The sequence below is a fragment of the Stenotrophomonas sp. JAG2 genome, from assembly GCF_041080745.1.
Taxonomy (GTDB): Bacteria; Pseudomonadota; Gammaproteobacteria; order Xanthomonadales; family Xanthomonadaceae; genus Stenotrophomonas; species Stenotrophomonas maltophilia_AA.
This window is the reverse complement of the sequence record NZ_JBEUMH010000003.1, coordinates 241,597-267,947: the sequence shown is the minus strand read 5'-3', so window position 1 is coordinate 267,947 and position 26,351 is coordinate 241,597. Positions and strand designations below refer to the sequence as shown.

Here is a 26,351-nt window from a genome sequence, read left to right as displayed (position 1 = left end):
GTGCCTCATTCGCCCAGATGGATCCAGGTCGCCTTGAGCTCGGTGTATTTTTCGAAGGCGTGCAGGGATTTGTCGCGGCCGATGCCGGACTGCTTGTAGCCACCAAACGGCGCGGTCATGTCGCCGCCGTCCCATTGGTTGACCCAGACACTGCCCGCACGCAGCCCGCGGGCCACGCGGTGCGCACGCCCCAGGTCGCGCGTCCACACACCGGCGGCCAGGCCATAGACCGAGTCGTTCGCCATGCGCAACGCGTCCTCTTCGTGATCGAAGGTCAGCACCGACAGCACCGGCCCGAAGATTTCCTCGCGGGCGATGGTGTGCTGCGGATCGACGTCATCGAATACCGTCGGCTCCACATAGCTGCCGCCCGGCACCACCTCGCGCCGCTTGCCGCCCAACAGCAGGCGCGCGCCCTCGGCCTCGCCGCGTGCCACGTAGTCCAGCACGCGGCCCGCGTGCGCCTCGTCGACCAGGGCGCCCATCGCGGCGTCCGGCTCGAACGGATGCTGCGGCTGCATGTGCCGGCCCTGCGCGAGCACCCGCGCCACGAAGGCATCCTTGATCGAGCGCTGGACCAGCAGGCGCGAGCCTGCCGTGCACACCTCGCCCTGGTTGTAGAAGATGGCGGTGGCGGCGGCCTGCGCGGCCTTGTCCAGATCCGGCGCGTCGGCGAACACCAGGTTCGGGCTCTTGCCACCGCACTCCAGCCAGGTGCGCTTGAGATTCGATTTACCCGCGCACTGCAGCAACCGGCGACCGACGGCGGTGGAGCCGGTGAAGGCCAGCGCATCCACGTCCATGTGCAGCGCCAGCGGTTCGCCGGTGCGCTCGCCATGGCCCGGCAGCACATTGAACACGCCATCGGGCACGCCGGCTTCGGCGACCAGTGCAGCGAGGCGGATCGCGCTCAATGGCGACCGTTCGGACGGTTTGAGCACGATCGAGTTGCCCGCCGCCAGGGCGGGCGCGATCTTCCACGCAGCCATCAGCAGCGGGAAATTCCACGGCACGATCACCGCCACCACGCCGACCGGCTCGCGGGTGATCAGGCCCAGCGTATCCAGCGCGGTAGGGGCGACCTCGCCGTACACCTTGTCGACCGCCTCGGCCGTCCAGCGCAGGCAGCGCAGCACCCCGGCCAGGTCGCCCTGGCGCGCGTCGCGCACCGGCTTGCCCATGTCGAGGGTTTCCAGCAACGCGAGTTCGTCGGCGTGCCGCTCAACGAGATCGGCCAGCCGCAGCAGCACCTGCTTGCGGTGCGACGGTGCGGCCCGCGACCAGTCCCCTGCGTCGAAACTGCGCCGCGCCGCCGCGACCGCACGGTCGACATCCACGGTATCGGCGTCGGCCACCTGCACCAGAACGCGGCCGTCGATCGGGCTGATGCAGTCGTAGCGCGCGCCGCTGGCGGCATCGACATACCGCCCATCGATGAAGGCCTGGCCCTGGAAGGCCAGTGCATCGGCCTGGCGCTGCCAGTCGTCACGGGTGCGTGCGGTGGTCATGGGCGTCATCCTCGCGGTGTCATTCGGGTAAGGCGGTTATACCCGCCGCCGTCACGGGATGACGTGAGGCGGGTGCGATAAAGTCGTGACCATCGCGACCCTGCGGAGTGCCTCATGCCTCGTCCCGAATCGTCGTTGTCGACCCTGGCCAGCCAAGCGCCTGCGGACCTGGATGCGTACTGGATGCCGTTCACCGCCAACCGCCAGTTCAAGGCCTCCCCGCGCCTGCTGGTCCGCGCCGAGGGCATGTACTACCACGACGTCGACGACCGCCCGATCCTGGACGGCGCAGCCGGGCTGTGGTGCTGCAACGCGGGGCATGCGCGGCCGCGGATCGTACAGGCGATCCAGCAGCAGGCCGCCACGCTGGATTTCGCGCCGCCCTTCCAGATGGGCTCACCGCTGCCCTTCGTGCTGGCCCAGCGCCTGGCCGCGCTGGCGCCGGGCAGCTTGAACCATGCGTTCTTCACCAATTCGGGTTCCGAAGCGGTCGACACCGCGATGAAGATCGCGCTGGCCTACCATCGCCTGCGCGGCGAGGGCCACCGCACCCGCTTCATCGGCCGCGAGAAGGCGTATCACGGCGTCGGCTTCGGCGGCCTGTCGATCGGCGGCCTGCCCAACAACCGCAAGAGCTTCGGACCGTTGCTGGCGGGCAGCGATTTCCTGCGTCACACGCTCGATCTGCAGCGCAATGCCTTCAGTCCCGGCCTGCCACGCCACGGCGCCGAGCTGGCCGAGGATCTGGAGCGGCTGATCGCTCTGCACGATGCGTCCACCATCGCGGCGGTGTTCGTCGAGCCGATCGCCGGCTCGGCCGGCGTGATCCTGCCGGCGCCGGGCTACCTGCAGCGCCTGCGCGAGATCTGCGACCAGCACGGCATCCTGCTGGTGTTCGATGAGGTCATCACCGGCTTCGGCCGGGTCGGCAACGCCTTCGCCGCGCAGCGCTTCGGGGTCACCCCGGATCTGCTGACCCTGGCCAAGGGTCTGACCAACGGCGCAGTGCCGATGGGGGCGGTGCTGGCCAGCGATGCGATCCACGGTGCCTTCATGCAGGGTCCGCCGGCCGCGATCGAGTTCTTCCATGGCTATACGTATTCCGGTCATCCGCTGGCCTGTGCGGCCGCCCTGGCTGCCCTGGATACCTACGCCGAAGAGCATCTGTTCGAGCGTGCCCTCGAGCTGGGCGACTACTGGCAGGAACGGCTGCACAGCCTGCGCGGGCTGCCGCATGTGATCGACATCCGCAACTTCGGGCTGATCGGCGCGGTCGAGCTGATACCGCGCAAGGATGCCCCGGGCGCCCGCGGCTACGAGGTGTTCGAGCGCTGCTTCCGCGACGGCCAGCTGCTGGTGCGCTGCACCGGCGATGTGATCGCACTGTCGCCGCCGCTGATCCTGGAGCGCAGCCACATCGACCGGATCGTGGACGTGCTGGGCGAGATGATCCGCGCCACCGGCTGAGCCTGAATCCATCGGCGACGACGGCGGCCGCCGCGATCCTTATAATGGTCGGTCACGTTTCGCTCGCGTACCGGATTGCATGGACATTGTCGTCAAAGAAGAACTCAAGGCCTACATCGACCCGCTGACCCCGGACGAGCACGACGCGCTGGAGCGTAGCATCCTCGCCGAGGGCTGCCGCGATGCGCTGGTGCTGTGGGGGGAGGTGCTGGTGGACGGCCACAACCGCTACGGCATCTGCCAGAAACACGGCCTGCCGTTCCAGACGATCCAGAACACCCGGTTCCAATCGATGGACGACGTCCACCTGTGGATGATCGAACAGCACCTGGGCCGCCGCAGCGTCTCCGATTTCCAGCGCGGCGTGCTGGCGCTGCGCAAGCGCGACATCCTGGCCGAGCGCCACCGCGCCGACCAGGCCCAGCTGCAGAAGGAAAGCGACGGCGAGATCAGCGGCCCGGCCGATGCCGATGACGAGGACAGCCCGCCGTGGACCGCCGCGCCGAAGGTCAGCCGCGCCGACATGGCCCGCGAAGCGCGCCTGAGCAGCAGCCAGGTGACGATGATCGAGCGTATCCACAAGCAGGCCGCGCCGGAGCTGGTGGAAGCGGTCAAGACCGGGGTGATCTCGATCAGCGCCGCGGCCGCCGTGGCGGACCTGCCGGAAGACGAACAGCGCGCCGCGGCCGCCGCCGGCAAGGACGAGCTCAAGCAGGCCGCCAAGCGTGTGCGCGAGTCCAAGCGCAAGCCGCGCAAGCCGGCCCAGGAGGTGCTGCACAGCGCCGATGGCGACGCCGAGATCGACCCCAGCCGCGCCGCCGAGATCGCCGATGCGCTCAACGCACTGGGCGAAGGCCCGGCCGAGCTGCGCCAGCGCATCATCGCGCTGACCCTGGAGAACGACACCCTGCGCCAGCAGCTGGCCGCGCTGCGCAAGCAGGTGCAGGACAGCGAGATGGCCGACGCCTGATCCGGTGTAGTGCCGGCCGCTGGCCGGCAACGCGAACAACCTTCGGATGGGAGTGCCTGGTTGCCGGCCAGCGGCCGGCACTACCTCGCAATCATCCTTCGGTCGTTAGACTGCCGGAATGACGCCGATCTCCCCGCCCGACCCGCGCCGCGCCCAGCTGCGCCGCCTCAAACTGATCGCCCTGGCCATGCTGGTGGCGATGCTGGCCGGATTCGCGGTCAGCCACTGGCACGGCGAACGCGGCATCTGGGCCTGGGTCTCGGCCTTCTGCGAAGCCGCCGCGGTCGGCGCGCTGGCCGACTGGTTCGCGGTGGTCGCGCTGTTCCGGCGGCCGCTTGGCCTGCCGATCCCGCATACCGCCATCATCCCGCGCAGCAAGGACCGCATTGCCGACAGCCTGGCGTTGTTCGTGCGCGACCAGTTCCTGGAACCGCAGGCGCTGCTGGCGAGGCTGCAGGTGTTCGATCCGGCCAGCCGCCTCGGCAGCTGGCTCGCCGAACCCGCGCGCGCCCGCATGCTGGCCGACATGGCCCGCGGCTGGGCGCTGCAGGCGCTGGACTTCCTTGATGAAGCCGCGGTCCGGCGCAGCATCCAGGGGTTCGTGATCCAGCAGCTGCGCCAGTGGAACGCGGCCGCCACCGCCGGTGAACTGCTCGGCCTGCTGACCGCCGACAACCGCCACCAGCGCGTGCTGGATGAAGGCCTGACCCGGATCAGCGAATGGCTGGGCAACGAGAAGGTCAAAGACCGCGCCTCCACGCTGATCGTGGGCTACATCCAGCGCGAGTGGCCCAAGCTGGCCAGCACGGTCAACTGGGTCAAACCGATCGACGAGATCGGTGACACCCTGGCCGAGCGCCTGGCGCACGCGGTGCTGGAAGAACTGCAGCAGATCCTGGCCCAGCCCGAGCATCCGCTGCGCCGCGATTACGAAACCTGGCTGAGCGACTACATCCAGCGCCTGCGCGAAGACCCGGCGCTGGCCGAGAAAGTGGAACAGCTCAAACAGCAGGTGATCGACCACCCGGCCGTGCAGGAGTACGTGCAGGGCCTGTGGGCGCGCATCCACGCCAGCCTGCGTGCCGACCTGGCCAGCGAGGACTCTGCGCTCGCCGGCCATCTGCGCCGCAGCCTGGCCTCCGTGGGTGAGGCGCTGCAGGCCGACCCGTCGCTGCGCGAGGCGCTCAACCAGCACCTGATGGACGGTGCCGAGCGCCTGACCACCCGCCTGCGCAGCGGCGTGACCGAGCACATCGCGCAGACGGTCAAGAGCTGGGACGAACGCCACCTGGTCGAGCAGCTGGAACTGAGCGTGGGCCGCGACCTGCAGTTCATCCGCTTCAACGGCACCCTGGTGGGTGGCCTGATCGGCGTGATCCTGCACGCGCTGACGGTGTGGTTCCACTGGTAGCCCGACCCGCGTCGGGCCTGCCGCCGGACGCTGGCGAGGTCACCGCCAGCGTCGTCGGGTGCCTCAGCCGGCGACCGCGCGTACCGCCGCCACCAGTGCGTCCATCTGCGCCGGCGTGCTGAAGATGCCCGGCGTCACCCGCAGGCAGGCGCCGGAGGCCAACCCCTCGCGTGGCACCACGAACACCCCGGACTGCTTCACCATCCGCTGCGAAGTGGCGGTGTTGTCGCGCATCGTGGTCTGCCCGCGCAGCCGGAACGAGGTGATCGCACTGGACAACCGCGGGTCGTCCGAGCCCAGCAGTTGGATGCGCGCGTCGCCTCGCAACGCGTCCATCCACTGATTGCGCAGGCGCAGCAGGCGCGCACGCTTGTTGGCCACGCCGATGCGCTCGTGCAGGTCCAGTGCGACCGGCAGTGCCATGTACGCCGCGAAGTTGACCGTGCCGGTGTGCACGCGGGTACGGATGTCGTCGTGGTCCTGCTCGCCCATGTACGGATCCAGATCACGCACCCGTCCGCGGCGGACATACACCGCGCCGACACCGACCGGCGCGCCGATCCACTTGTGCAGGTTGATCCCGATGAAATCCACGCCCAGCGCGCGCAGCGGCGTATCCACCTGGCCGATGCCATGCGCCGCATCAAGCACCACCTCCACGCCGGCCGCCCTCGCCAGCGCGGCGATCTCGGCCACCGGCAGCAGCATCCCGTTGCGATGGTTGACGTGGGTCAGCAGGAGCAGGCGCACGCGCGGGTTGGCGGCCAGCGCGCGGCGGTAGGTCTCCACGATGCTGTCATGGTCGAATGGCTCGGGCAGCGTGATCGCCACCGGCTGCACACCGCGCCGCGCCTGCAGCCACTGCATCGCGCTGATCATGCTGTCGTAGTCGGTGTCCGCGTACATCACCGCATCGCCCGGTGACAGCCCGCGGTAGCTGCCGATCAGCACCTGCATCGCTTCCGTCGCACCGCGAGTGAGCACGATCTCGTCGGTCTCCACCCCCAGCACCTGCGCCAGGCGCACGCGGGCCTGTTCGAACAGCGGCGGGAACGCCAGGCGCCCGAACCAGGCGTTGCCGGCATTCACCGTGGTAGTGGCCTGCTGGTAGGCCTGCAGCACCGGGCGCGCCATCGCGCCCCAGTAGCCGTTGTCCAGCATCACGACCTCATCGGTGAGGTCGTACAGCGCGCGGACCTGCGCCCACCAGGTTTCGTCGGCGGCAAGCTCTGTGGGCGTACGCGTGCCCACTGCCGGCAGCGCCATCGGTTCAGCACCCATGGCGGTCGTGCCGGAAAGTACCGTGGCGACCGGCAGGGCCAGTGCGCCCCGCAGCAGAGAGCGTCGTTGCCGGTCCATCAGTAGCGGATCCGGTATTCGGCGTAGAGGTTGCGGCCGTCGGTGTCATACGGCGCGTTCCGCGAATAGATCAGGCCGCGACTGGCCTGGAAGCTGGCCTCGTCCGGGTAGCGGTCGAACAGGTTGTCCGCGCCGATCCGCAGCGTCTGCTGCTCGGTGACAGTCCAGCTCACGGCCAGATCGACGAAGCTCATCGCCCCGAAGCGCTGGAAGATGTCGCCGGTGGCATTGCCCGAAGAGTCTGTCCATGCCCCGTAGTATCGCAGCTTGCCGAGCACGCTGAAGCGGCCCCACGCGTAGGTGCTGCCGAGGGTGGCCTTCTGCCGCGGCAGGCGCTCTTCGAAGATGCGGCGCTGGCTTTCATTGGTGGCCACGCCGGTGGCACCGCTGTCCACCTGGGTCTGGTTGTAGTTGTAGCCCAGCGTGGTGCTCAGTCGTCCCGCGCCGAGTGCGGTGGTGTGGCTGGCGACCACGTCGACACCGCGCGTGGTGGTATCGAAATCGTTGGTGTAGAAACTCACCGAGGTGTACGCCAGCGGGTTGGGCACGCCGGCCGGCACCGCGAACGAGGCCGACTGGCTGAAGCGGTCGGTGACCTTGATGTCGTACAGGTCCACCGAGCCGGAGAAGCCCAGGTCGTTCTTCCAGGTCAGGCCGAGCGAGGCGGTGCGCGACTGCTCCGGCTTGAGCGGCTGGGCACCGAGCTGGATCGCGAGCGGATCGCTGGGCGACAGGCGGCCAGTGGTGAACACCTGCAGGGTCACGGTATCCAGGCCCTGCTGGGTGCTCTGGGTGTAGAGCTGGCCCGGGGTCGGCGCACGGAAGCCGGTGGAGACCGAGCCGCGCACCGCCAGGTCCGGGGTGAACTCGAAGCGGCTGGAGAGCTTGCCGTCCACGCTTTCACCGAAGGCGGAGAAGTGCTCGTAGCGGGTGGCTGCGCCGACCGTCCAGCGTGCCGTCAACGGGGCTTCGACATCGATGTAGGCCGCGCGGCTGCGCTGGCTCCAGCGCCCGGCATTGGCCGCACTGAAACCCGGCGCACCGTTGGCACCACCGGCCAGGCCGGTGACCGCCCCCGGGCCGATCGCATAGGACGCCGGATCACCGGCATCCACCCCGTAGGTTTCCTCGCGCGTCTCCGCGCCGAAGGCGATGTTGATCGGCGCGGCCAGCGCGCTGACCGGCAGCGAATAGACGATATCCGCGTTGAGGTTCTTCTCTTCCTGCGAGAGGCGCCCAAGGTAGAACGAGGTGGGGCTGTCCGGGCCGAGCGAGGCGTTGATCGAATTGCCCAGCGTGTAGTCGATGCGGTTGCGCCCATAGGAGCCGCTCACATCCCAGCGCCAGCGCTCGCCCCAGTAGCCACGCAGGCCCAGAACGCCCTGCAGGTCGTCCTGCTCGTTGCCGTATTTCGGGCTGAAGCCGGTCGGGTACAGGCTGCGCGCATCCCAGCCGGGGAACACGCGGCTGCGGTTGTAGACCGAGGCGGTGCCATCGGGATTGCGCCAGTTGAAATCACTGACGCCTTCGCTGTGCCCGTACAGACCGAAGCCGTAAAGGTCGACGCTGTCGTTCAAGGCCAGGGTGAGGTTGACGCCGAAATGGCGGTTCTCCAGGTCCGGCTGGCCCCAGCGCTGCACCGGATCGGGCACGACCAGATCCGGATGCGCGGTCTGGAAGGCGATCGCATCGGCGCGCTGGCGGCTGCGCGAGGTGGCATCGGACTTGTCCCAGTCGGCGAACAGCGACAGGCTGCCCTTGTCGCCCAATGCGAAGCCGTGCCGGCCGCCGATCTTGCGGCCGGTGCCATCGCCCTCGCTGTATTCGGAGAGGCCCAGCGACAGCTCACCCCCGACGCGATCATCCAGGATGATGTTGATCACGCCGGCGATGGCATCCGAGCCGTACTGCGCCGACGCACCGTCGCGCAGCACTTCGATGCGCTGAATCGCATGCACCGGAATCTGGGCCAGGTCCGGGCCCTGCGCACCGCGTGCACCGAGCAGCGCAGAGCGGTGGAAGCGCCGGCCGTTGACCAGCACCAGGGTCTGGTCCGGCGAGAGGCCACGCAGCGTGGCCGGCCGCACGAACACCAGGCCGTCGTTCATCGGCATGCGTTGCACCACGAACGACGGCACCAGCTGCGCCAGCACATCGTTGAGGTCGGACGATTCGATCGCCTGGATCTCTTCCTGCGAGAAAACGTCCACCGGGGCCAGCGTGTCGAACTGCGTGCGATTGCTGCCGCGCGTGCCGGTGACGATCATCGTGTCCAGGGTGGCGGGGGCCGCGGCATTCCCTGCCGGGGCGGCCTCGGCGCGCGCATCGGCGGCCGTGGCGAAGGGAAGGACGGACAGCACCGCAACAGCAAGGGCACAACGATTCACTGACGACTCCGCGAACGAACAGATGGGGGATGCAGTGACGGCGTGTCACGACATCCTCACAGTCTGTTGACGCGATATTGCCCGGCCGTGACACACAGGCGACGGTCCTGCAGACCGCCAGACATACGCCAGCGCACGGCGTTTACCCGCTCCCGACACCGCCGTGACGCTTGTCTAACGAAATGATAATGACTATCATTCACGGATCGGCTGTACGCCTAGCCAATCGGCGCCCGGATGCACCACGCCCTCCCCGCGCAACGCCCCGTGTACACCTCCTGATCCGCTGCCTCGCCTGCCTTGCTGCCTCTGCAGCGTCGCTGCGCGCGCGTGCTGCCGCCTCTCACACTGGAAGTGTTGCCATGTCCCGTTCGTCCGCGTCACCGTTGTCCCGACCATCGTTGTTGACGATCGCCCTCGTTGCTGCCCTCGTTGCTGCCCTCGCCGGCCCGGCGCTGCCGGCCTTCGCCGAGGCCGAGCCGAATGAGGCGACCACGCTGGACACGATCAAGGTGACCGCCGACGGCGAGATTCCCAACGCCTACACGGTCAAGCAGGCCAGCACCGCCACCAAGTTGAACCTGTCGCTGCGCCACACCCCCCAGTCGGTCACCGTGCTGACCCGCCAGCGCCTGGACGACATGGGCCTGTACGCGCTGTCCGACGTGATGGGCCAGGTCACCGGCGTGCATGTGTCGGTCACCGATTCGGAGCGCATCAACTACATCTCGCGCGGTTACAGCATCACCAATTTCCAGATCGACGGGATGCTCAACACGTTTGGTGGCTCGCTCAAGACCAACACCGACAGCGCGATCTACGAGCGCATCGAAGTGGTCCGCGGCGCGACTGGCCTGACCACCGGCGCCGGTGATCCGTCGGGCACCATCAACATGGTCCGCAAGCGCCCGACCCAGGAGATGGCGATGAGCGCCGGCCTGACTGTGGGCCGCTGGGGCAACCAGCGCCTGGAAGCCGACATCGGCGGCCCGGTCGCGCTGGACGGCCGCGTGCGTGCGCGCTTCGTCGCCGCCAAGCAGCAAAGCGATTCCTTCCGCGATGTGTACCGTCTCGACAAGGACGTGTTCTACGGCATCGTGCAGGCCGACCTGACCGACAGCACCCTGTTCGAAGTCGGCTACGACTACCAGTCGCCGGAAACGAAGGGCGTGACCTGGGGCGTGGTGCCGTACTGGGGTCCGGACGGCACCCCGGCCAACCTGCCGCGCTCGACCAACCTTTCGGCGAGCTGGAGCAGCTGGCCTATCGTGGAGAAGACCACCTTCGTGCGCCTGGAGCAGCAGCTCGGCAACGGCTGGTCCCTCAAGGCCAGCGCAACCCAGGCCAAGCGCAACACCGATGGCGACGTCTGGTACGGCGCGCAGGGCTATCCCGCGCCGGATGGTACCGGCGTGCGCGCCTACCTCTCGCATTTCGCCGAACGCAGCGAAATGAACGTGTTCGACCTCAACGCCAGCGGCACCTTCCAGCTGTTCGGCCGCGAGCATGAGCTGGTCCTCGGTGTCGGCCAGTCGGTTCGCAAGGGCGAATCGCCTGCCTCGGAATTCACCCAGCCGCCGGGCTACGACGTTGTACCGGACTGGCGCACCTGGACCGGTGACGTCGCCCCGTTGCCGCTCACCCGGCATGACTGGCTGGCCTCGGAGAACGAGCTGACGCAGAAGGCTGCCTACGTGGCCGCCCGCCTGCAGCTGGCCGACCCGTTGCTGGCCGTGCTCGGCGCGCGCTACGGCAGCTGGGAAACCCGCAGCTGGCGCTACACGAACGATGCGGCAGGCAACCGCACCGGTACCACCCGCGGCGGCTACAAGCCGGACGACTCGCTGACCCCCTACTTCGGCCTGGTCTACGACTTCAGCAGGCAGTTCAGCGCCTACGCCAGCTACACCGACATCTTCCAGCCGCAGGACTACCGCGACAAGAACAACGACTACCTGGAGCCGGTGGTCGGTGACATGTGGGAGGCCGGCCTGAAGGGTGAATTCTTCGGTGGCCGACTGAACACTTCCGCCGCCGTATTCAAGGGCGAGAAGGACAATGTCGCCGAGCTCGATGATTCGGTGCCGGCCGCCTCGCTGCCCGATGGCACCAGCGCCTACCGGTCCACCGGCAAGGGCAACAAGGTCAAGGGCTGGGAACTGGAAGCCCAGGGCAGCCTGACCGGGAACTGGAACCTTTCGGCCGGTTTCGCGCACACCACCATCCGCAACCAGGCCGGCGTGGCGCAGAACACCACCAACCCGGTGGACACCTTCCGGCTCAACACCAGCTGGCGCCCGAGCGGTGAGTGGAACCGTCTCTCGCTGGGGGGCGGCGTGACCTGGCAGAGCCGGATCTACCGCACCAGCACCAAGCCGCGCGCCGATTACGCGACCAGCGGCCGCACCGAGTCGGCATTCATCACCCAGGATGCGTTCTACCTGGTGAATGTGTTCGCCGGCTACCGCTTCAACGACAACTTCTCCGCGCAGCTCAACGTCAACAACCTGCTCGACAAGAAGTACTACAGCAACGTCGGTTTCTACAACGGCGTGTACTGGGGCGAACCGCGCAACGTGATGTTGAACCTGCGCTGGAAGCTCTGAGACCGGCTCCAAGGGACCACTGCGACGCGCAGTGAACACGGCCACGGATGGCCACTATCATTCATCACCGGCTGCGGCCGGTGATGCCCGTTTCCCCGATCGATCAGCAGGTTTCCGTGGACAGCACGCCGAACGCCAGCGCCAGGTTCAACCGTCTTGGTTCTTTCTTCACCCGCCCCTGGCTGGGTGTGTTGTCACGCTCGCTCGCCGCGATCTTCGGCGGCTACGCACTGGCCGCCACCTGCTCGATGTTCTTCGCCGTCGCCCTGCCGATCGCGCGTGGCCAGGCCGTGCTGACCGGCATGCTGGTGGCGATCGTGCTGTGCGCCTGCGCGGCGTTGTGGGCGTTCGCCACCCGCACCGCCCTGCGCGCCTGGGTCGGCATCCTGGTTCCAACCGTGCTGTTCTGGGTGGGCACCCGCCTGCTGCAGGGGGCCGCATGAAAAATGGTTTCCGCCAGTCGATGGCCTGGCTGCACACCTGGACCGGCCTGCTGGTCGGCTGGCTGCTGCTGCTGATTTTCATGGCCGGCACCGCCAGCTATTACCGCGAAGAGATCAGCCGCTGGATGCGCCCGGAACTGCCGCGCAGCAGCGTCACCGCCGACGTGGCCGCCGAACGTGCGCTGACCTTCCTGCAGCACAAGGCCCCGCAGGCCGAGAGCTGGAACGTCACCCTGCCCGACCCGCGCAACCCGGCGATGCGCATGTTCTGGCGCAACCCCGAATCGATGGTCAAGCCACCGGTGGAAGGCGAGCGTCGCCGGCGCGGCGGTGGCCGCTTCGGCGATGCCACCGTCGATCCGAACACCGGCGAGGAGATCGCCGCGCGCGAGACCCGCGGTGGCGACTTCTTCTACCGCCTGCATTTCGACCTGCACTACATCCCGGTGTACTGGGCGCGTTACCTGGTGGGGTTCTGCGCGATGTTCATGCTGGTGGCGATCATCACCGGCGTGATCACGCACAAGAAGATCTTCAAGGACTTCTTCACCTTCCGTCCGGAAAAGGGCCTGCGTTCGTGGCTGGATTTCCACAACGTCAGCGCGGTGATGGCCCTGCCGTACCACGCGATGATCACTTACACCGGCATCGTCACCCTGATGTTCATGTACCTGCCGTGGGGCGTGAGCGTGGCCTACCCCAAGGACGAGGAGGCGTTCTTCAGCGAGGCCTTCGCGCGCCTGGCCGAGATCGAGACCCCCGCCGAGGGACGCGCCACGCCGCTGCCGATCCAGCAACTGCTGGACAGCGCCCGCGCCGAATGGAAGGGCGCGGACGTGGCCGGCTTCACCCTGTACCACCCGGGCGCGGCCAACGCGATCGTGGACATCACCCAGCGCGATGGAAAGCGCCTGTCGGTGGATACCCCGTCGCTGCGTTTCAATGCCATCACCGGCCAGTTGATCGAGGCCAGCCCGGCCTCGGGCGGCGCGACCCAGACCCGCGGCGTGATGTACGGCCTGCACCTGGCCCGCTTCGCGGATTGGGGCCTGCGCGCCCTGTTCTTCCTGTCCGGCCTGATCGGCTGCCTGATGGTCGCCAGCGGCGTGGTCCTGTGGGCGGTCAAGGAGCGGCCCAAGCACGCCAAGTCCGGCAAGACCGGCTTCGGCCTGCGCTTGGTCGACGCGCTCAACATCGGCGCGGTCGCCGGCCTGCCGATCGCGTTCGCGACCTACTTCCTGGCCAACCGGCTGCTGCCCGTCCACATGGCCGAGCGTTCCGATGCCGAGGTCAATGCCTTCTTCTATGCCTGGTCCGCTGCCTTGCTGGCCGGCTTCGTCTGGCCGAAGCGGATGATGTGGACCTGGCAGCTGTATCTGGGTGGCGTGCTGTTCGCCCTGATCCCGGTGGTCAACGCACTCACCACGCATGCGCATCTGGGCGTGACCCTGCGTAGCGGTGACTGGGTGCTGGCCGGGTTCGACCTGACCATGCTCGCCTTCGGCGCGATGCTGGCCTACTGCGGCCATCGCATGCAGCGCTGGCAGCCCCCGCTGAGCGCGGCCGAAAAGAAGCGTCGCCAGCAGGCGGCCGCGGCGGAGGCCACGGCATGATGCTGCTCGCGATCACGCTGACCTTCTCGGCATTCACGGCGCTGTCGCTGGCCATGGACAAGCACCAGCTGGACCTGCATGGCAAAGCCGGCGCCAGCGCATCCCGCATGCGGGTATGGCGCTGGGTGGGCTGGGCGCTGCTGACCGTCGCATTCGCGCTGTGTGTGCTGGACCACGGCTGGGCGATCGGTCCGGTGCTGTGGCTGGGCGCGCTGACGATCAGCGGGGTGCTGATCGCGTTCGGGCTGTATCCATACCGCCCGCGCTGGATCGCGCCGCTGGCGTGGGCGTTGCCGGTGGTGGGGCTGGCGGTGGCGCTCATCGCGCGCTGAGGGGAACAGCCACGCAGCCGCATCGCGATCGCCGCTCAGGGCACCAGTGAGAACATGTGCGCTGCGGCAGGACGGTCGTCGATGACCAGTCGGTTGCGCGCCACGCCCTCGCGCAGGGCGCCGGACTTCACCGCCACCCGTTCGCTGGCGAGGTTGCCCACGGCCACGACGATCTCCACCCGATGCAGGCCCAGCGGCCCGAATGCCTGGACGGCCAGCGCCTGCACGACGCGGGGCGCGACACCCTGGCCGCGACACGCCTGCCGGACCCAGTACCCCAGGTTGCAGAACCGGGGGTCGGCCTGGATCTTGTTCAGTCCCGCGCCGCCAACGAAGGCGGCGGTGTCACGGTCGAATACCCCGTACTCGCAGGCCGTGCCTGCCGCCCAGCCGTCCCGGCAGGCCTGGAACCACTGCAGCGCCTGCTCGACGCTGTAGTCGACCGAGCTCCACGGCATCCAGCGCCGCATACCCTCGGCCGATTCACGCACCGCCGCTGCGAACGCGGCGGCGTCGGCATCCTCGAACGGCCGCAGCAGCAGCCCGTCGGCGTGGAGTTGGCTGTCGTCCATGTCAGCCCCTTCCCGTCAGGCGCCGTAGCGGCGCAGTTCCCACGCGCGGTGGATGCGCGGGTTGCGCTCGAAGTCGGCACCGATGGTCTCGGGCGAAATCTCCTTGCACTCCGCGAATTCCTTGATCGCTTCGTCGTCCAGCTTGAAGCGGCGGAAGTTGTTGGAGAAATACAGCACGCCTTCCGGGCTCAGGCGCGCCACGGCCGCGCGCAGCAGGCGCACGTGTTCGCGCTGGATGTCGAAATCATCGGCGCGGGCCGAGTTGGAGAACGTCGGCGGATCGCAGAAGATCACGTCGAAGCGGTGACGCTCCGCCTCCAGCCACGCCAGGGCATCGGCCTGGATCAACTGGTGCTGGCTGCCACCCTTGCCGTTCAAGGCCAGGTTGTCGGCGCACCACTGCAGGTAGGTACCGGACAGATCCACGCTGGTGGTGCTCGCGGCACCGGCCACGGCGGCCTGCACGGAGGCGACGCCGGTGTAGCAGAACAGGTTGAGGAAACGCTTGCCCTGGGCTTCCTGTGCCATGTGCCAGCGCAGCGGGCGATGGTCCAGGAACAGGCCGGTATCCAGATAGTCGAACAGGTTCACGCGCAGCAGGGCATCGTTCTCGCGCACCAGCACGAACTCGCCGCGCTGCTCGAAACGACCGTACTTGCTGCCGCCCTTGCCACGCTCGCGCGACTTCAGCGCGACCTGCTCGGCCGGCACCTGGAAGACCTCGCGCGCGGCCGACAGCAGCTCGTTGCGACGACGACGCACATCGACATCCGGAATGGTCGCCGGGGCCGCATATTCCTGCACATGCAGGAAGGTGCGGCGGGCACCGCCGTCTTCTTCGTAGACATCGATGGCGGCCGCGTACTCGGGCAGATCGGCATCGTAGACGCGGTAGCAGGTGATGCTCTCGCGCGTCCGCCACGTCTTGAACTTCTTGATGTTCTTGCGCAGGCGGTTGGCCACCATCTGCGCGCCTTCGCTGAGCTCGCGTGGCTGGCCGGTGTTCTCGCGCTGCGGCACCGCGATCGGGTCGCAGACGATCAGCGCGCACTCGATGGCGCCGTTGAACAGCTGGTACTTCTTGTTGGCACGCAGGCCGGTGGCGAAAGCCAGGTCGGCGCTGCCGCACAGCAGGCTGGCACGCCACTGCGGCACCGCGCGCTTGAGCGCGTCGCCGAGGCGGCGGTACAGCAGGGCATCGGCGGCCAGGCGCTCGTCGTAGGGCGGATTGCAGACGACGCAGCCGGTTTCCTGCAGCGGCACCTGCACATCGGCCACGTCGCGCACGCCGAACCAGATTGCGTGCGAGACACCGGCGGTCTCGGCATTTTCCTTGGCTGCGCGGATCGCATGCGGATCGATGTCGCTGCCGTGGATGACCTGGTTGAGCGCACCGCGGCCGGCTTCCTCGCGCGTGCGCGCTTCGGCCATCAAGGTGTTCCAGCTCTCGCGGTCAAAGCCCAGCCAGCGGCTCGGCGGAATGCTGCCGTGGCGCTGCAGGCCCGGGGCGACGTCGGCGGCCATCAGCGCGCCTTCGATCAGCAGCGTGCCGCTGCCGCACATCGGGTCGAGCAGGCCACCGCCTTCACTGTGGATCTTCGGCCAGTTGGCGCGCAGCAGTACGGCAGCGGCCAGGTTTTCCTTCAGCGGCGCCTCGTTCTGCGCCATGCGCCAGCCGCGGCGATGCATCGGGCCACCGCCCAGATCGATCGAGATCGTGGCCCGGCCCTTGCGCAGCGACAGGTTGATCCGCACGTCCGGGAACTCCACGTTCACCGACGGCCGTTCCAGGCCTTGCGCGCGCAGGCTGTCGACCACGCCATCCTTGACCCGCTGCGCGGCGAAGCGCGCGTGGGTGATCTCGGTACCGGACACATGCGCGTCCACCGACAGGGTCAGCTCGGGGCTGATGTGCTGCTCCCACGCCATCGCCGACACGCCCTGGTAGAGCGAGCCCTCGTCCGGGCACTCGAACTCGGCCAGCGGCCACAGCACCCGGCTGGCCAGGCGCGACCAGAGCACCACGCGCTGTGCCTGCGCCAGCTCGCCCTCGGCGTTGACGCCGGAAATGGTGGCGGTGGCCTTGTCCAGGCCGAGCGCCAACAGTTCGTCGGCGAGCAGATACTCCAGGCCCTTGGCGCAGGAAACAAAGAATTTCACGGAATCGGTATCGCAGGTCAGCGGAGAGGGGGTGCCCACGGGCACGGCAAGCAGCCGGGCACGGAGCCCGGGTGGCCATTGTACGTGACGTGGGCGGGATCGCCCGGTTACAGCGAGGCCAGCAATTCCTCGAACGCCCGGCAGGAGGCCTCGACGTGGTCGGTCAGCCGGTGCCCGTCATCCACCATCAGCAGGCGGGCCGAGCGGGCCTGGGCCCAGGCGATCACCTCGGCCGGCGGGATCAGCTCGTCGTGCCAGGCATGCACCACACTGGTCGGCACGCGGGCCGCGTCCAGGGCCGGCATCGGCCCCATCCGGGTCGGCGGCACCATCAGGAACAGGCCACGCACCGGCACCTGCAGCGAGGCGATGGCTGAAATGTAGGACCCCAGGCTGGAGCCGGCCAGCACCACCGGGCCCTCGGCGGCACGGGTGGCGGCGAGGGTGACCAGGCGCTGCAGGCGGGCCCGCACGTCGCCCAGGCTGCTGACCTCGCGCAGGGCGTCCAGGTCGGTGTAGTCGGGGCGCTCGTGGGTCCAGCCCAGGCGTTCGGCCACCTCGGCCAGGGCGGTCACCTTGATCGCGTCGGGGCCACTTTCAAAGCCGTGGGAGAGGATGCAGTGGCCGCGGCTCATGCGCGTACCGCGCGGGAATCGATAGGAGCGTTCATGCCCAAATGCTAGCATCGCCGCATGCCCGACCGCGCCCCGCCCGCCATCGATGCACAGCCCCTGCCCTACCAGGACAGGCTGCTGCCGCGCACGCACGACGACATCGATCTGGTGGTCATCCACTGCACCGAACTGCCTGATCTGGCCATGGCGCGCGCCTACGGCGAACGGGTGCTGTATGACAGCGGCACCGGCAACAGCGGCCACTACTACATCGACCGCGACGGACGCATCGTCCAGTACGTGGCGCTGGACCGCGTCGCGCATCAGGTCAGCGGCTTCAATCCGCGCTCGATCGGCATCGAACTGGTCAACACCGGGCGTTACCCGCACTGGTGGGATTCCCGGCACCAGGCGATGGACGAGCCCTACCCCGATGTGCAGATCGCGGCCCTGATCGATCTGCTGCAGTATCTGTGCGGGACGCTGCCGGCGCTGGCACATATCGCCGGCCATGAGTGGCTGGATACGCGCGAGGAAGTGGCCAGCGATGATCCGGAGCGGCGCGTGCCACGCAAGCGCGATCCGGGTCCGTTGTTCCCGTGGCCGCGCGTGCTGGCGGCAGTGCCGTTGCAGGAACTGCGTGGCTGAGAGGGTGTGCCGACCAACGGTCGGCACCTACCGCGCCATTGGCCGTGGCCGTCATCGTGGCCTTATCAGCCGGTGGCGACGGGACGCGACGGGTCGCTGACCCAGCCGCTCCACGAATCCGCATAGATCCGCGCACCTTCCAGGCCCGCGATGTCCATCGCCAGCAGCAGGTGGCAGGCGGTGACGCCGGAGCCGCACATCAACACCACCTCGTCCGGCGCGTGGGTGCCGATCAGCGGCTGCAGCGCCGCACGCAGATCGTCCGCAGGGCGCAACCGCCCGTCGTGCACGTTCAACGCGAAGGGACGATTCACCGCGCCGGGCACGTGGCCGGCGACCGGATCCAACGGCTCCACTTCGCCACGGAAGCGTTCACCGGCCCGCGCATCGATCAGCCAGCCCGGCGCGTGCTTCAATCGCGCCTGCACCTCCTCCACCGAGGCGATCCGGCTGCGGTCGAAACGACCGGGGTACGGCGGCAACGGGGACACCTGCGGCAGCGCCGCCGTCACCGGCAAACCAGCCGCCTGCCAGGCGGCGAAGCCACCATCGAGCACCTGCACGTGCGCATGTCCGACCAGCCGCAGCAGCCACCACAGGCGCGCGGCGGCCATGCTGCCGTCGCCGGCGTCGTAGACCACGACCCGGGTCTGCGGCCCGATGCCCCACTCGCCCAGGCGCGCGGCGAACGCATCGCTGTCCGGCAGCGGGTGACGGCCATGGCCGGTGCGGCCGAGATCGGACAGATCCCGGTTGAGATCGGCGTACAGCGCACCGGGCAGATGGCCCTGTGCATACAGTTGCGCGCCGGACTGCGGGTCGGCGAGCGAGAAGCGCGCATCCACCACCCGCAGCTGCGGGGCGGCACTGGCCGTCGCCCGTGCATCCATCAGGCGCGTGGCGCCCTCCTCCAGGGCCTTTGCGAGGGCGGTGACATCGATCAGTGGCGTGGTCATGCGATCTGCTCCAGGCGGCGACGCAGGTTGTAGAGAATGGCGGCGGTCGCGCCCCAGATCCGCTGCCCGGGCCAGTCGTATTCGAGCACGTGGCGGATGCGCCCGCGATGGTCGATCTCGACGTGGTGCAGGTTGGCCGGATCCATCAGGTAGGACAGCGGCACTTCGAAGACTTCCGCGACCTCCCCCGGCTCGGGCACGGCCACGAACGCGGGATCGATCACCGCCACCACCGGCATGACCCGGTAGCCGGTGATGGTCACGAACGGGTCGAGATACCCGAGCACCTGCACCTGGTCGTGCTTGAGCGCGATTTCCTCGTCGCTCTCGCGGATCGCGGCCGCCACGGCGTCACGGTCGTCCGGCTCCATGCGGCCGCCGGGGAAGCCGACCTGCCCCCCATGGTGGCGCAGCGTGTCGGTACGCCGGGTCAGCAGCACCTGGGCGCCGCCCTCGCGCGGAATGATGCCCGCCAGCACGGCCGCTTCGACCGGCGGGCCGGGCGGCAGGAGATCGATGAGTTCGCTGCGGTTCCAGCCATCGCCCTGCGGCGGCTGGTCCAGCGGATGCAGCGCGCGCAGCAGGCGTTCGTGCTCGGCCAGCGAACCGCGCAGCGATTGACGCAATTGTTCGCGCAGGGGCAGCGTGTGCTGCATGACGTGATGCTGTTCGGGTCGGCTCATGGTTCGCCAGCGGGTGATCTCATCCACGGTGCGCAGGCAGCCCGTGCAGATACCGGCGCGATCCAGTGCGCAGATTCCGATGCAGGGTGTGGGCGCGGCATGCGGGGATTCTTCCATCGATTGGACCGCTCAACAGTAGCGCGAATGCACGGAAACGAAAAACGCGCCGGTGTTTCCACCGGCGCGTTCTTGATGTTGCAGAAATTACTTGACGCTGACGAGCTTGATTTCGAACTGCACCGCAACGTTCGGCGGGAACGGCGTGCGCGGATCGGCACCATAGGCCTGCTCCGGCGGCAGCGTCACTTCCCACTTGGAGCCGGCCGGCATCTGCAGCAGGGCTTCACGCATGGCCTTCATTTCGACTTCGCTGACCTTGATGCCCGGGATCTGCTGGGCCGGGCGCGCTTCGGCCGGACGGGTGCCGAACGGATACGGACCGGCCACTTCCAGCTGCACGGTGCTGGCCTGGGTCGGCTTGGCACCCTTGCCTGCTTCGATCACGCGGTACTGCACGCCGCTCGGAAGCGACTGCACGCCGGCCTTGGCCTTGTTGGCGGCCAGGAACTGGGTGCTCTTGGTCTTGTTCTCGGCGGCAGCCTTGTCGTACTCGGCCTTGGCGGCCTGGGCACGACCCTGCTCACGCTTCTGGAAGGCTTCGACGGCGGGCTTCAACTGCTCGGCCGTGATCGACGGCTGCTTCTTGGCGTAGGCATCCTGCAGGCCCTTCACCACCGAGTTGATGTCCAGCTGCTCGCCGCGTGCGGTGAGTTCAGCCAGGTTGTTACCGTAGTCGTAACCGAAGTAATAGCTCAGCTTGCCCTTTTCGGACGAGGTGTCCTGGGCGAAGGCATTGCCCGTCAGGGCCAGGGCCGCGACGGCGACCGCGATAGAACGCAACTTCATCAAACTTTTCTCCAGGGGTGGTAACTCAGGACGCGTTGGGCCGCCCTGAGGCGACGGGTTAGGATAGCCGCCGCAACGTTGAACCGCCACTAACGACGGAGGCTCTGACCTGACTTCGTTTCAAGAGTTCAACATCACTATTTTTTAACGTTTTCAGGAGTCCTGCCGTGGCCGACGCCCTTATCGCGATTATGGACGATGGTGCCGTACGCACCGTGACGGTCAACCGCCCGGACAAGCTCAACGCCCTCGACCGGGCCACGCTGGAAGCCTTGGATGCCGCCTTCGCCGCGGCGGCCGCCGATGCGGAGGTGCGGGTGGTGGTGCTGACCGGCGCCGGTCCCAAGGCGTTCGTTGCCGGGGCCGACATCGCCGAAATGAACGGCCTGAGCGCGGTTCAGGGTCGTGATTTCTCGCTGCTGGGCCAGGGGTTGATGCGGCGCATCGAGCGGATGCCCAAGCCGGTCATCGGCAAAATCAATGGATTCGCGCTGGGTGGCGGGCTGGAGCTGGCCATGGCCTGCCACCTGCGGGTGGCCGCCGAGACCGCCAGACTCGGCCAGCCGGAGATCAACCTGGGGCTGATCCCCGGCTTCGGTGGCAGCCAGCGCCTGCTGCGTCTGTGTGGCCGCGCCGCCGCGCTGGAGCTGTGCCTGCTCGGCGCCCCGATCACCGCCGCCCGCGCCGCGCAGTTGGGGATCGTCAACGAGGTCGTCCCGGCCACCGATCTGGATGCCCGCGTCCACGCACTGGCGTCGCAGCTTGCCTCGGCCGCGCCCCTGGCGCTGCGCGGCATCCTGGATGCCATCCACATCGGCGGCGAGTGCGCGCTGGGCGAAGGTCTGGAATACGAGAGCGCGCAGTTCGGCCTGATGTTCGCCACCGAGGACATGCGCGAAGGCACCAGCGCTTTCCTCGCGCGCCGCCCGCCGGTGTTCCAGAACCGCTGAGCCATGTCACCTTCCGATACCGCTTCGCCAGCGCAGCTGCTGGCACTCGTGCTTGACGATCACTGGGACGCCGCGCTTGCGGCCGGCCTGATGGACTACGTCCCGCAGCCGGGCGACGAGCACCTGCTGGCCGACCATCCCGATCTGCCACAGCGCCTCAAGCACGCACAGCAGCAGCTGCAGCGCGCCTGGGATGCACGCGAACGCTATCGCCAACGCGGGCAGCGGCTCGCCCGCCGCGCCGCCGAACGGGAGGCGCGCCGCGCGCCGCCTCCCACACCCGACATCCAGAAACCCGCCCTGCCCTCGGCCGCCGCCGCGATTCTCGCGCGCGCCAAGGCGAAGGCGGCTGGGCGTTTTCCCTGATGACCACGATGAAGAAAACCGCCGCACGCAGCGCGCGCATGCCCAAGGCCGATGTGATCGAAATGTTCACCCGCCTGCGCGAGCTCAACCCGCACCCCAAGACCGAACTGGAGTACAGCTCACCCTTCGAACTGCTGGTGGCGGTGGCGCTGTCGGCGCAGGCCACCGACGTCGGGGTCAACAAGGCCACGCGCAAGCTGTTTCCTGTTGCCAACACGCCGCAGGCGATCCTCGACCTTGGTGAGGATGGCTTGAAGAAGTACATCGCCACCATCGGCCTGTACAACGCCAAGGCAAAGAACGTGATCGCCGCCTGCGCGATGCTGGTCAACCAGCACGGCGGCGAGGTGCCGCGCGATCGCGCCGCACTCGAGGCATTGCCCGGCGTTGGGCGCAAGACCGCCAACGTGGTGCTCAACACCGCGTTCGGTGAACCGGTGATGGCGGTCGACACGCACATCTTCCGCGTCTCCAACCGGACCGGCCTGGCGCCGGGCAAGGACGTGCGCGCGGTGGAGGACCTGCTGGTCAAGGTGATCCCCGCCGAGTTCCTGCTCGATGCGCATCACTGGCTGATCCTGCACGGCCGCTACGTGTGCAAGGCACGCAAGCCGGACTGCCCGCAGTGCGTAATCCGCGACCTGTGCCGGTTCAAGGAAAAGACCGCCGCCTGAACGGGGGCGCGATTGCCATCTGGACGCAACCCGGCGGTCATCTCCGCCGGGCATAAATGGCAGCCCTGACGCCGCTTGGGATACGGCAGATGACGGTTTGTCTGAAACTGTCACATTTACGCAATCTTCACTAATTAGCCTGCGCAGCATCTTCCCACCTGCCTGCAAGGCTCCTTCCATGAAACTGCATCGCCAACTTCTTACTGCGGCCGTGGCGGCTGCGCTGTTCGTTCCGGCCGCTCACGCTGAAGTGGCCATCGATGTGATCGGCGGTTCGGAAATCACGTTCGAGGGCCTGGTCCAGGCCGACGGCAACTGGTTCGACAACGATGTGACCGACCTCAATGGCGGCGACGCCGGCAACGGCAAGAACAGCGAGTTCGAGCTGCGCCGCGCCGAGCTGGTGCTCAAGGGCAAGGGCCCGGGCAACGTGGAATGGGTGGTGGGCTACGACGCCAAAGCCGACAAGTTCCTGGACACCAACCTGAAGTACAAGCTGGCCGGCAACGCCAACCACTTCGTGCAGTTCGGCCAGTTCAAGCAGCCCAACAGCCTGGAAGAACTGTCCAGCACCAAGAACAACGACTTCATCTCCAAGGCCGCGGTCACCAACACCTATGCAGTGGCCCGCCGCCTCGGTGGCGCCTACAGCATCGGCGACAACAACTGGTCCGTCACCGCCAGCGGCTTCGGCCGCGAACTGACCCGCAACCTGGCCCACGGCAGCGGCTACGGCGCGCGTGGTACCTGGGCCCCGATCAATGACAAGGGCCAGGTCCTGCACTTCGGCCTGAGCTACGTCGACTACGACACCGATGCGGACACCCTGCGCGTGCGCGCCCGTCCGAACGCCGACCTGGCCACCGCGCGCCTGGTCGACAGCGGCAACCTGGTCGACACCGACCGCGTCAGCACGATCGGTGCCGAGGCGATGTACATCGGCGGCCCGTTCAAGGCGCAGGCCGAGTACTACACCAGCAAGGCCAAGCGCTACTCGCACGACAACTACAGCAGCGACGGCTACTACGTCAGCGGCCTGTGGAACATCAGCGGCGAGACCTGGGGCTACAAGGGAGGCACCCCGACCACCGGCCTGCCGGACGAGCCGGGCCGCGGCATGTGGCAGCTGGGCGCGCGTTACGACCACATGGACCTCAACGACGGCAACCTGTCGGCGAATCCGGTGGCCGGTCGCCCGCCGATCGTCGATGGCGTGCTCGGCGGCAAGATGGACATCTGGACCGTGGGCGTGAACTACTACTGGCGCTCCAACACCAAGTTCGCGCTGAACTACGTGATGGTGGACAGCAAGAAGTACAGCTCCACCGCCCGTACGTTCGTCAACGACGATCCGAACATCCTCGAAGCGCGCCTGCAGTTCTTCTGGTAAGCCCTGCAACACGCGTGTGACACAAAGGCGCAGCTTCGGCTGCGCCTTTTTTCATGCCCGTGCGCGGGTATGCTGGGCGCCCTTTGCCCATGGATGGACCCGATGCGTATCGCACTCCCGCTGTTGCTGGCCGTCGCGTGCAGTGCCGCCGCCCTGCCCGCCCACGCGCAGGACTGCCACGACGCCCAGGCCGCCGCAGAGGAGGCGTACGTGGTGCGGGCGGACGGCGCGCTGCCCGATCGCCTCGGCTACACCCGTGACACGGCCGCCAGCGTCTGCCGGCGCTGGCCCGCGCGCCCCGAGCTGACCCTGCTGGCCACGCCCGTCTGGCGCGACGGTGGCGACAACGACTCCCGCGATGGCGATGTGGAGGTGCTGGTGATCGATTCCGACACCCTCGCCACGCGCGCATGGACGGTGCTGTCCGGCGCACTCGACAGCGATGCGGTCTTCTTCGACGGTATGCACCTGGATACCGCGCGCTACCAGCTTGCGCCGGACACCCTCGCGTTCGGCCTGCGCGTGCAGCGGCGCAATGGCTCCGGGCCCAATCCTTTCAGCGAAGAACAGGTGCAGCTGCTGGCGGTGCAGGCAGACACGCTGCGCACGCTCGGCCCACCGATGGTGTTGCGTCGTTTCCAGGCCGAGTGGGACACCCGCTGCGCCGGTGAATCCACCGACGTGACGCGCACCATGGCGGTCGGCCCGCAAGGCAGGCACGGCATGGCCGACCTCGTCCTGCGCGAGCGCCGGGTCACCACGCACAGCTGGATGGACGGCGACACCTGCCGCGACCAGGACACGCCGGTGGAAGGCGAGCGCCACGTGCTGCGCTTCGACGGCCGCCGCTACGCGGTCCCGGAGGCGTTGCAGCCGTTGTGACACCCCGCCCGGAAGGCGTGTCACGAGGTGGTCATATGACAGTCGCTGCGCTGTCATCGAACCGTTATGGAATGAGCACCGGGCGGGACACCCCGCACCTTCATCCATCCCAGGAGCCACCCCGTGATCCACGCCTTCAAGTCGCGCGCCGCCGTTGCCGTCCTCGCCGCGTCGTCCGTGTTCGCCGCCAATGCCGCCGATGTGACCGGCGCGGGCGCCTCGTTCATCTACCCGGTCATGTCCAAGTGGTCGGCCGACTACAGCACCGCGACCGGCAAGAAGGTCAACTACCAGTCCATCGGTTCCGGTGGCGGCATCGCCCAGATCAAGGCCGCGACCGTTGATTTCGGCTCCTCCGATGCCCCGCTGAAGCCGGAAGAACTGGCGGCAGCCGGCCTGGCCCAGTTCCCGTCGGTCATCGGCGGCGTGGTCCCGGTGATCAACGTGGCCGGCATCGCTCCGGGCACGCTGAAGCTCGACGGCCCGACCCTGGGCAACATCTTCCTCGGCAAGATCAAGACCTGGAACGACCCGGCGATCGCCGCACTGAACCCGGGCGTGAAGCTGCCGGACGGCAAGATCACCGTCGTGCACCGCTCGGACGGCTCGGGCACCACCTTCAACTTCGTCAACTACCTCTCCAAGGTCAACCCGGAGTGGAAGACCAAGGTCGGTGAAGGCACGTCGGTCCAGTGGCCGGTCGGCATCGGCGGCAAGGGCAACGAAGGCGTCGCCGCCTACGTGAAGCAGATCAAGGGCGGCATCGGCTACGTCGAACTGTCCTACGCGCTGCAGAACAAGATGTCCTACGCCGCGATGAAGAACGCCTCGGGCAAGATCGTGCTGCCGAGCGACACCTCCTTCGCCGCCGCTGCCGCCAGCGCCGACTGGGCCAGCGCGAAGGACTTCTACCTGGTCATGACCAACGCCCCGGGCGCCGATGCATGGCCGATCACCGCCACCAACTTCATCCTGGTCCGCAAGCAGCCCAAGAACGTCGCCAACGCCAAGGCCACCCAGGAGTTCTTCCGCTGGATCTACAAGAGCGGCGATGCCCAGGCCAAGCAGCTCGACTACGTTCCGCTGCCGGACACCCTGGTCAAGCAGATCGAGACCTACTGGTCGCAGAACCTGAAGTACTGATCGATCGACGGGGTCACCACCGACGGTGGTGACCTACCGGTAGGTACCGACCGTTGGTCGGTAGGCGTCGCCCCCGACGCAACCCACCGGACAGTGCAATGGCGCCGGAGGGTCCTCTCTCCCCCTTCCGGCGCCATCGGGCGCGGACCGCAAGGTTCCGCGCCTTTTTGTTGCCCGCCCCTGCGAGCCCGGCCCTTGTGCCGCAAGGCTTTGCGTGCGCCCGGTCACGGCGTCATCAAGCTGTAACAAAAACATCATTTCATAGTCGCGTCGCCGGAAAGACCGGCCCTTGTCCCGCTATGGAGTGACGC

General features: G+C 67.9%; 23 protein-coding genes. 14 read left to right on the top strand and 9 right to left on the bottom strand.

The genetic code is table 11. From position 1 onward, the window contains the following. Window positions 1–5: 5 nt before the first annotated feature. A complete protein-coding gene (locus tag AB9O74_RS05320) occupies window positions 6–1,508 on the bottom strand; it encodes an aldehyde dehydrogenase (RefSeq protein WP_369348685.1) in 1,503 nt (500 codons plus the stop codon). Between the two features lie 114 nt (window positions 1,509–1,622). Between AB9O74_RS05320 and AB9O74_RS05315 the strand changes: the two genes are divergently transcribed. The 3 genes from AB9O74_RS05315 (at window position 1,623) to AB9O74_RS05305 (ending at window position 5,356) form a co-directional block, all read left to right on the top strand. Next, a complete protein-coding gene (locus tag AB9O74_RS05315) occupies window positions 1,623–2,975 on the top strand; it encodes an aspartate aminotransferase family protein (protein WP_369348684.1) in 1,353 nt (450 codons plus the stop codon). Between the two features lie 79 nt (window positions 2,976–3,054). Then, the gene (locus AB9O74_RS05310) at window positions 3,055–3,945 is read left to right on the top strand and encodes a plasmid replication/partition related protein (protein WP_369348683.1); all 891 of its coding nucleotides are present in this window, start codon (window positions 3,055–3,057) and stop codon (window positions 3,943–3,945) included. A gap of 118 nt (window positions 3,946–4,063) precedes the next feature. Then, complete coding sequence (locus tag AB9O74_RS05305) at window positions 4,064–5,356, top strand: DUF445 domain-containing protein (RefSeq protein ID WP_179459321.1); 1,293 nt, start codon at window positions 4,064–4,066, stop codon at window positions 5,354–5,356. 63 nt (window positions 5,357–5,419) lie between these two features. Here AB9O74_RS05305 and AB9O74_RS05300 read toward each other — a convergent pair whose 3' ends face one another. Together AB9O74_RS05300 and AB9O74_RS05295 are read right to left on the bottom strand one after the other, a co-directional pair. After that, window positions 5,420–6,715, bottom strand: a complete 1,296-nt coding sequence (locus AB9O74_RS05300; protein WP_369348682.1) for an aminotransferase class V-fold PLP-dependent enzyme — start codon at window positions 6,713–6,715, stop codon at window positions 5,420–5,422. Next, window positions 6,715–9,102 carry a TonB-dependent receptor plug domain-containing protein gene (locus AB9O74_RS05295; RefSeq protein WP_369348681.1) on the bottom strand — a complete coding sequence of 796 codons (2,388 nt, stop codon included), beginning with the start codon at window positions 9,100–9,102 and terminating at the stop codon, window positions 6,715–6,717. Before AB9O74_RS05295 ends, AB9O74_RS05300 begins: the two co-directional genes overlap by 1 nt. 362 nt (window positions 9,103–9,464) lie before the next feature. On the opposite strand from AB9O74_RS05295, the gene AB9O74_RS05290 reads away from it, so the two are divergent. Genes AB9O74_RS05290 through AB9O74_RS05275 form a run of 4 tightly spaced genes read left to right on the top strand, consistent with a single transcriptional unit; the run spans window position 9,465 to window position 14,096 of the window. Further along, the gene (locus tag AB9O74_RS05290; protein ID WP_369348680.1) at window positions 9,465–11,708 is read left to right on the top strand and encodes a TonB-dependent siderophore receptor; all 2,244 of its coding nucleotides are present in this window, start codon (window positions 9,465–9,467) and stop codon (window positions 11,706–11,708) included. Window positions 11,709–11,755: 47 nt separating this feature from the next. Beyond that, window positions 11,756–12,151: a DUF3649 domain-containing protein gene (locus tag AB9O74_RS05285; RefSeq protein WP_369348679.1), complete on the top strand. Its 396-nt coding sequence runs from the start codon at window positions 11,756–11,758 to the stop codon at window positions 12,149–12,151. Then, window positions 12,148–13,764 (top strand): PepSY-associated TM helix domain-containing protein, encoded by a 1,617-nt coding sequence (locus tag AB9O74_RS05280; RefSeq protein WP_369348678.1) that lies wholly within the window; start codon window positions 12,148–12,150, stop codon window positions 13,762–13,764. Before AB9O74_RS05285 ends, AB9O74_RS05280 begins: the two co-directional genes overlap by 4 nt. Continuing rightward, the gene (locus AB9O74_RS05275; RefSeq protein WP_354274148.1) at window positions 13,761–14,096 is read left to right on the top strand and encodes a DUF3325 domain-containing protein; all 336 of its coding nucleotides are present in this window, start codon (window positions 13,761–13,763) and stop codon (window positions 14,094–14,096) included. The genes AB9O74_RS05280 and AB9O74_RS05275 overlap by 4 nt, the downstream gene beginning before the upstream one ends. Before the next feature lie 35 nt (window positions 14,097–14,131). Here AB9O74_RS05275 and AB9O74_RS05270 read toward each other — a convergent pair whose 3' ends face one another. The 3 genes from AB9O74_RS05270 to AB9O74_RS05260 all read right to left on the bottom strand — a co-directional run bounded on the left by AB9O74_RS05270 (window position 14,132) and on the right by AB9O74_RS05260 (window position 17,463). Then, the gene (locus AB9O74_RS05270; protein ID WP_346478546.1) at window positions 14,132–14,668 is read right to left on the bottom strand and encodes a GNAT family N-acetyltransferase; all 537 of its coding nucleotides are present in this window, start codon (window positions 14,666–14,668) and stop codon (window positions 14,132–14,134) included. Window positions 14,669–14,683: 15 nt separating this feature from the next. Continuing rightward, window positions 14,684–16,828, bottom strand: a complete 2,145-nt coding sequence (gene rlmKL / locus AB9O74_RS05265; RefSeq protein ID WP_369348677.1) for a bifunctional 23S rRNA (guanine(2069)-N(7))-methyltransferase RlmK/23S rRNA (guanine(2445)-N(2))-methyltransferase RlmL — start codon at window positions 16,826–16,828, stop codon at window positions 14,684–14,686. Between the two features lie 107 nt (window positions 16,829–16,935). Continuing rightward, window positions 16,936–17,463, bottom strand: a complete 528-nt coding sequence (locus tag AB9O74_RS05260) for a hypothetical protein (RefSeq protein WP_369348676.1) — start codon at window positions 17,461–17,463, stop codon at window positions 16,936–16,938. Window positions 17,464–17,520: 57 nt separating this feature from the next. Here AB9O74_RS05260 and AB9O74_RS05255 point away from each other — a divergent pair, with 57 nt between their 5' ends. Continuing rightward, window positions 17,521–18,090 carry an N-acetylmuramoyl-L-alanine amidase gene (locus AB9O74_RS05255; RefSeq protein WP_369348675.1) on the top strand — a complete coding sequence of 190 codons (570 nt, stop codon included), beginning with the start codon at window positions 17,521–17,523 and terminating at the stop codon, window positions 18,088–18,090. Between the two features lie 65 nt (window positions 18,091–18,155). Here AB9O74_RS05255 and AB9O74_RS05250 read toward each other — a convergent pair whose 3' ends face one another. The 3 genes from AB9O74_RS05250 to AB9O74_RS05240 form a co-directional block, all read right to left on the bottom strand. Then, a complete protein-coding gene (locus AB9O74_RS05250) occupies window positions 18,156–19,046 on the bottom strand; it encodes a sulfurtransferase (RefSeq protein ID WP_369348674.1) in 891 nt (296 codons plus the stop codon). Beyond that, window positions 19,043–19,846, bottom strand: coding sequence for a CoA pyrophosphatase (locus AB9O74_RS05245; RefSeq protein WP_369348673.1), 804 nt, complete (start codon window positions 19,844–19,846; stop codon window positions 19,043–19,045). The genes AB9O74_RS05250 and AB9O74_RS05245 overlap by 4 nt, the downstream gene beginning before the upstream one ends. Before the next feature lie 87 nt (window positions 19,847–19,933). Next, complete coding sequence (locus tag AB9O74_RS05240) at window positions 19,934–20,635, bottom strand: FKBP-type peptidyl-prolyl cis-trans isomerase (RefSeq protein ID WP_176989918.1); 702 nt, start codon at window positions 20,633–20,635, stop codon at window positions 19,934–19,936. Window positions 20,636–20,802: 167 nt separating this feature from the next. On the opposite strand from AB9O74_RS05240, the gene AB9O74_RS05235 reads away from it, so the two are divergent. From AB9O74_RS05235 to pstS, 6 genes are all read left to right on the top strand, one after another. Then, on the top strand, window positions 20,803–21,585 hold the full coding sequence (locus AB9O74_RS05235) for an enoyl-CoA hydratase/isomerase family protein (protein ID WP_369348672.1): 783 nt from the start codon (window positions 20,803–20,805) through the stop codon (window positions 21,583–21,585). A gap of 3 nt (window positions 21,586–21,588) precedes the next feature. Further along, on the top strand, window positions 21,589–21,951 hold the full coding sequence (locus AB9O74_RS05230) for a hypothetical protein (protein WP_369348671.1): 363 nt from the start codon (window positions 21,589–21,591) through the stop codon (window positions 21,949–21,951). After that, window positions 21,951–22,625: an endonuclease III gene (gene nth / locus AB9O74_RS05225; protein ID WP_369348670.1), complete on the top strand. Its 675-nt coding sequence runs from the start codon at window positions 21,951–21,953 to the stop codon at window positions 22,623–22,625. The genes AB9O74_RS05230 and nth overlap by 1 nt, the downstream gene beginning before the upstream one ends. A 178-nt stretch (window positions 22,626–22,803) precedes the next feature. Next, window positions 22,804–24,015: an OprO/OprP family phosphate-selective porin gene (locus tag AB9O74_RS05220; RefSeq protein WP_369348669.1), complete on the top strand. Its 1,212-nt coding sequence runs from the start codon at window positions 22,804–22,806 to the stop codon at window positions 24,013–24,015. A gap of 102 nt (window positions 24,016–24,117) precedes the next feature. Beyond that, window positions 24,118–24,897, top strand: a complete 780-nt coding sequence (locus tag AB9O74_RS05215; RefSeq protein ID WP_369348668.1) for a hypothetical protein — start codon at window positions 24,118–24,120, stop codon at window positions 24,895–24,897. A 123-nt stretch (window positions 24,898–25,020) separates the two neighbouring features. Then, entirely contained in the window at window positions 25,021–26,040 is a 1,020-nt protein-coding gene (gene pstS / locus AB9O74_RS05210; protein WP_369348667.1) for a phosphate ABC transporter substrate-binding protein PstS, read from the top strand. Window positions 26,041–26,351 lie beyond the last annotated feature (311 nt).

Bases quoted from the DNA above. Each gene is read 5' to 3' on its own strand.
- AB9O74_RS05320 (WP_369348685.1), bottom strand. From the start codon at position 1,508: ATGACCACCGCACGCACCCGTGACGACTGGCAGCGCCAGGCCGATGCA.
- AB9O74_RS05315 (WP_369348684.1), top strand. From the start codon at position 1,623: ATGCCTCGTCCCGAATCGTCGTTGTCGACCCTGGCCAGCCAAGCGCCT.
- AB9O74_RS05310 (WP_369348683.1), top strand. From the start codon at position 3,055: ATGGACATTGTCGTCAAAGAAGAACTCAAGGCCTACATCGACCCGCTG.
- AB9O74_RS05305 (WP_179459321.1), top strand. From the start codon at position 4,064: ATGACGCCGATCTCCCCGCCCGACCCGCGCCGCGCCCAGCTGCGCCGC.
- AB9O74_RS05300 (WP_369348682.1), bottom strand. From the start codon at position 6,715: ATGGACCGGCAACGACGCTCTCTGCTGCGGGGCGCACTGGCCCTGCCG.
- AB9O74_RS05290 (WP_369348680.1), top strand. From the start codon at position 9,465: ATGTCCCGTTCGTCCGCGTCACCGTTGTCCCGACCATCGTTGTTGACG.
- AB9O74_RS05285 (WP_369348679.1), top strand. From the start codon at position 11,756: ATGGCCACTATCATTCATCACCGGCTGCGGCCGGTGATGCCCGTTTCC.
- AB9O74_RS05280 (WP_369348678.1), top strand. From the start codon at position 12,148: ATGAAAAATGGTTTCCGCCAGTCGATGGCCTGGCTGCACACCTGGACC.
- AB9O74_RS05275 (WP_354274148.1), top strand. From the start codon at position 13,761: ATGATGCTGCTCGCGATCACGCTGACCTTCTCGGCATTCACGGCGCTG.
- AB9O74_RS05270 (WP_346478546.1), bottom strand. From the start codon at position 14,668: ATGGACGACAGCCAACTCCACGCCGACGGGCTGCTGCTGCGGCCGTTC.
- AB9O74_RS05260 (WP_369348676.1), bottom strand. From the start codon at position 17,463: ATGAGCCGCGGCCACTGCATCCTCTCCCACGGCTTTGAAAGTGGCCCC.
- AB9O74_RS05255 (WP_369348675.1), top strand. From the start codon at position 17,521: ATGCCCGACCGCGCCCCGCCCGCCATCGATGCACAGCCCCTGCCCTAC.
- AB9O74_RS05250 (WP_369348674.1), bottom strand. From the start codon at position 19,046: ATGACCACGCCACTGATCGATGTCACCGCCCTCGCAAAGGCCCTGGAG.
- AB9O74_RS05245 (WP_369348673.1), bottom strand. From the start codon at position 19,846: ATGGAAGAATCCCCGCATGCCGCGCCCACACCCTGCATCGGAATCTGC.
- AB9O74_RS05240 (WP_176989918.1), bottom strand. From the start codon at position 20,635: ATGAAGTTGCGTTCTATCGCGGTCGCCGTCGCGGCCCTGGCCCTGACG.
- AB9O74_RS05230 (WP_369348671.1), top strand. From the start codon at position 21,589: ATGTCACCTTCCGATACCGCTTCGCCAGCGCAGCTGCTGGCACTCGTG.
- nth (WP_369348670.1), top strand. From the start codon at position 21,951: ATGACCACGATGAAGAAAACCGCCGCACGCAGCGCGCGCATGCCCAAG.
- AB9O74_RS05220 (WP_369348669.1), top strand. From the start codon at position 22,804: ATGAAACTGCATCGCCAACTTCTTACTGCGGCCGTGGCGGCTGCGCTG.
- AB9O74_RS05215 (WP_369348668.1), top strand. From the start codon at position 24,118: ATGCGTATCGCACTCCCGCTGTTGCTGGCCGTCGCGTGCAGTGCCGCC.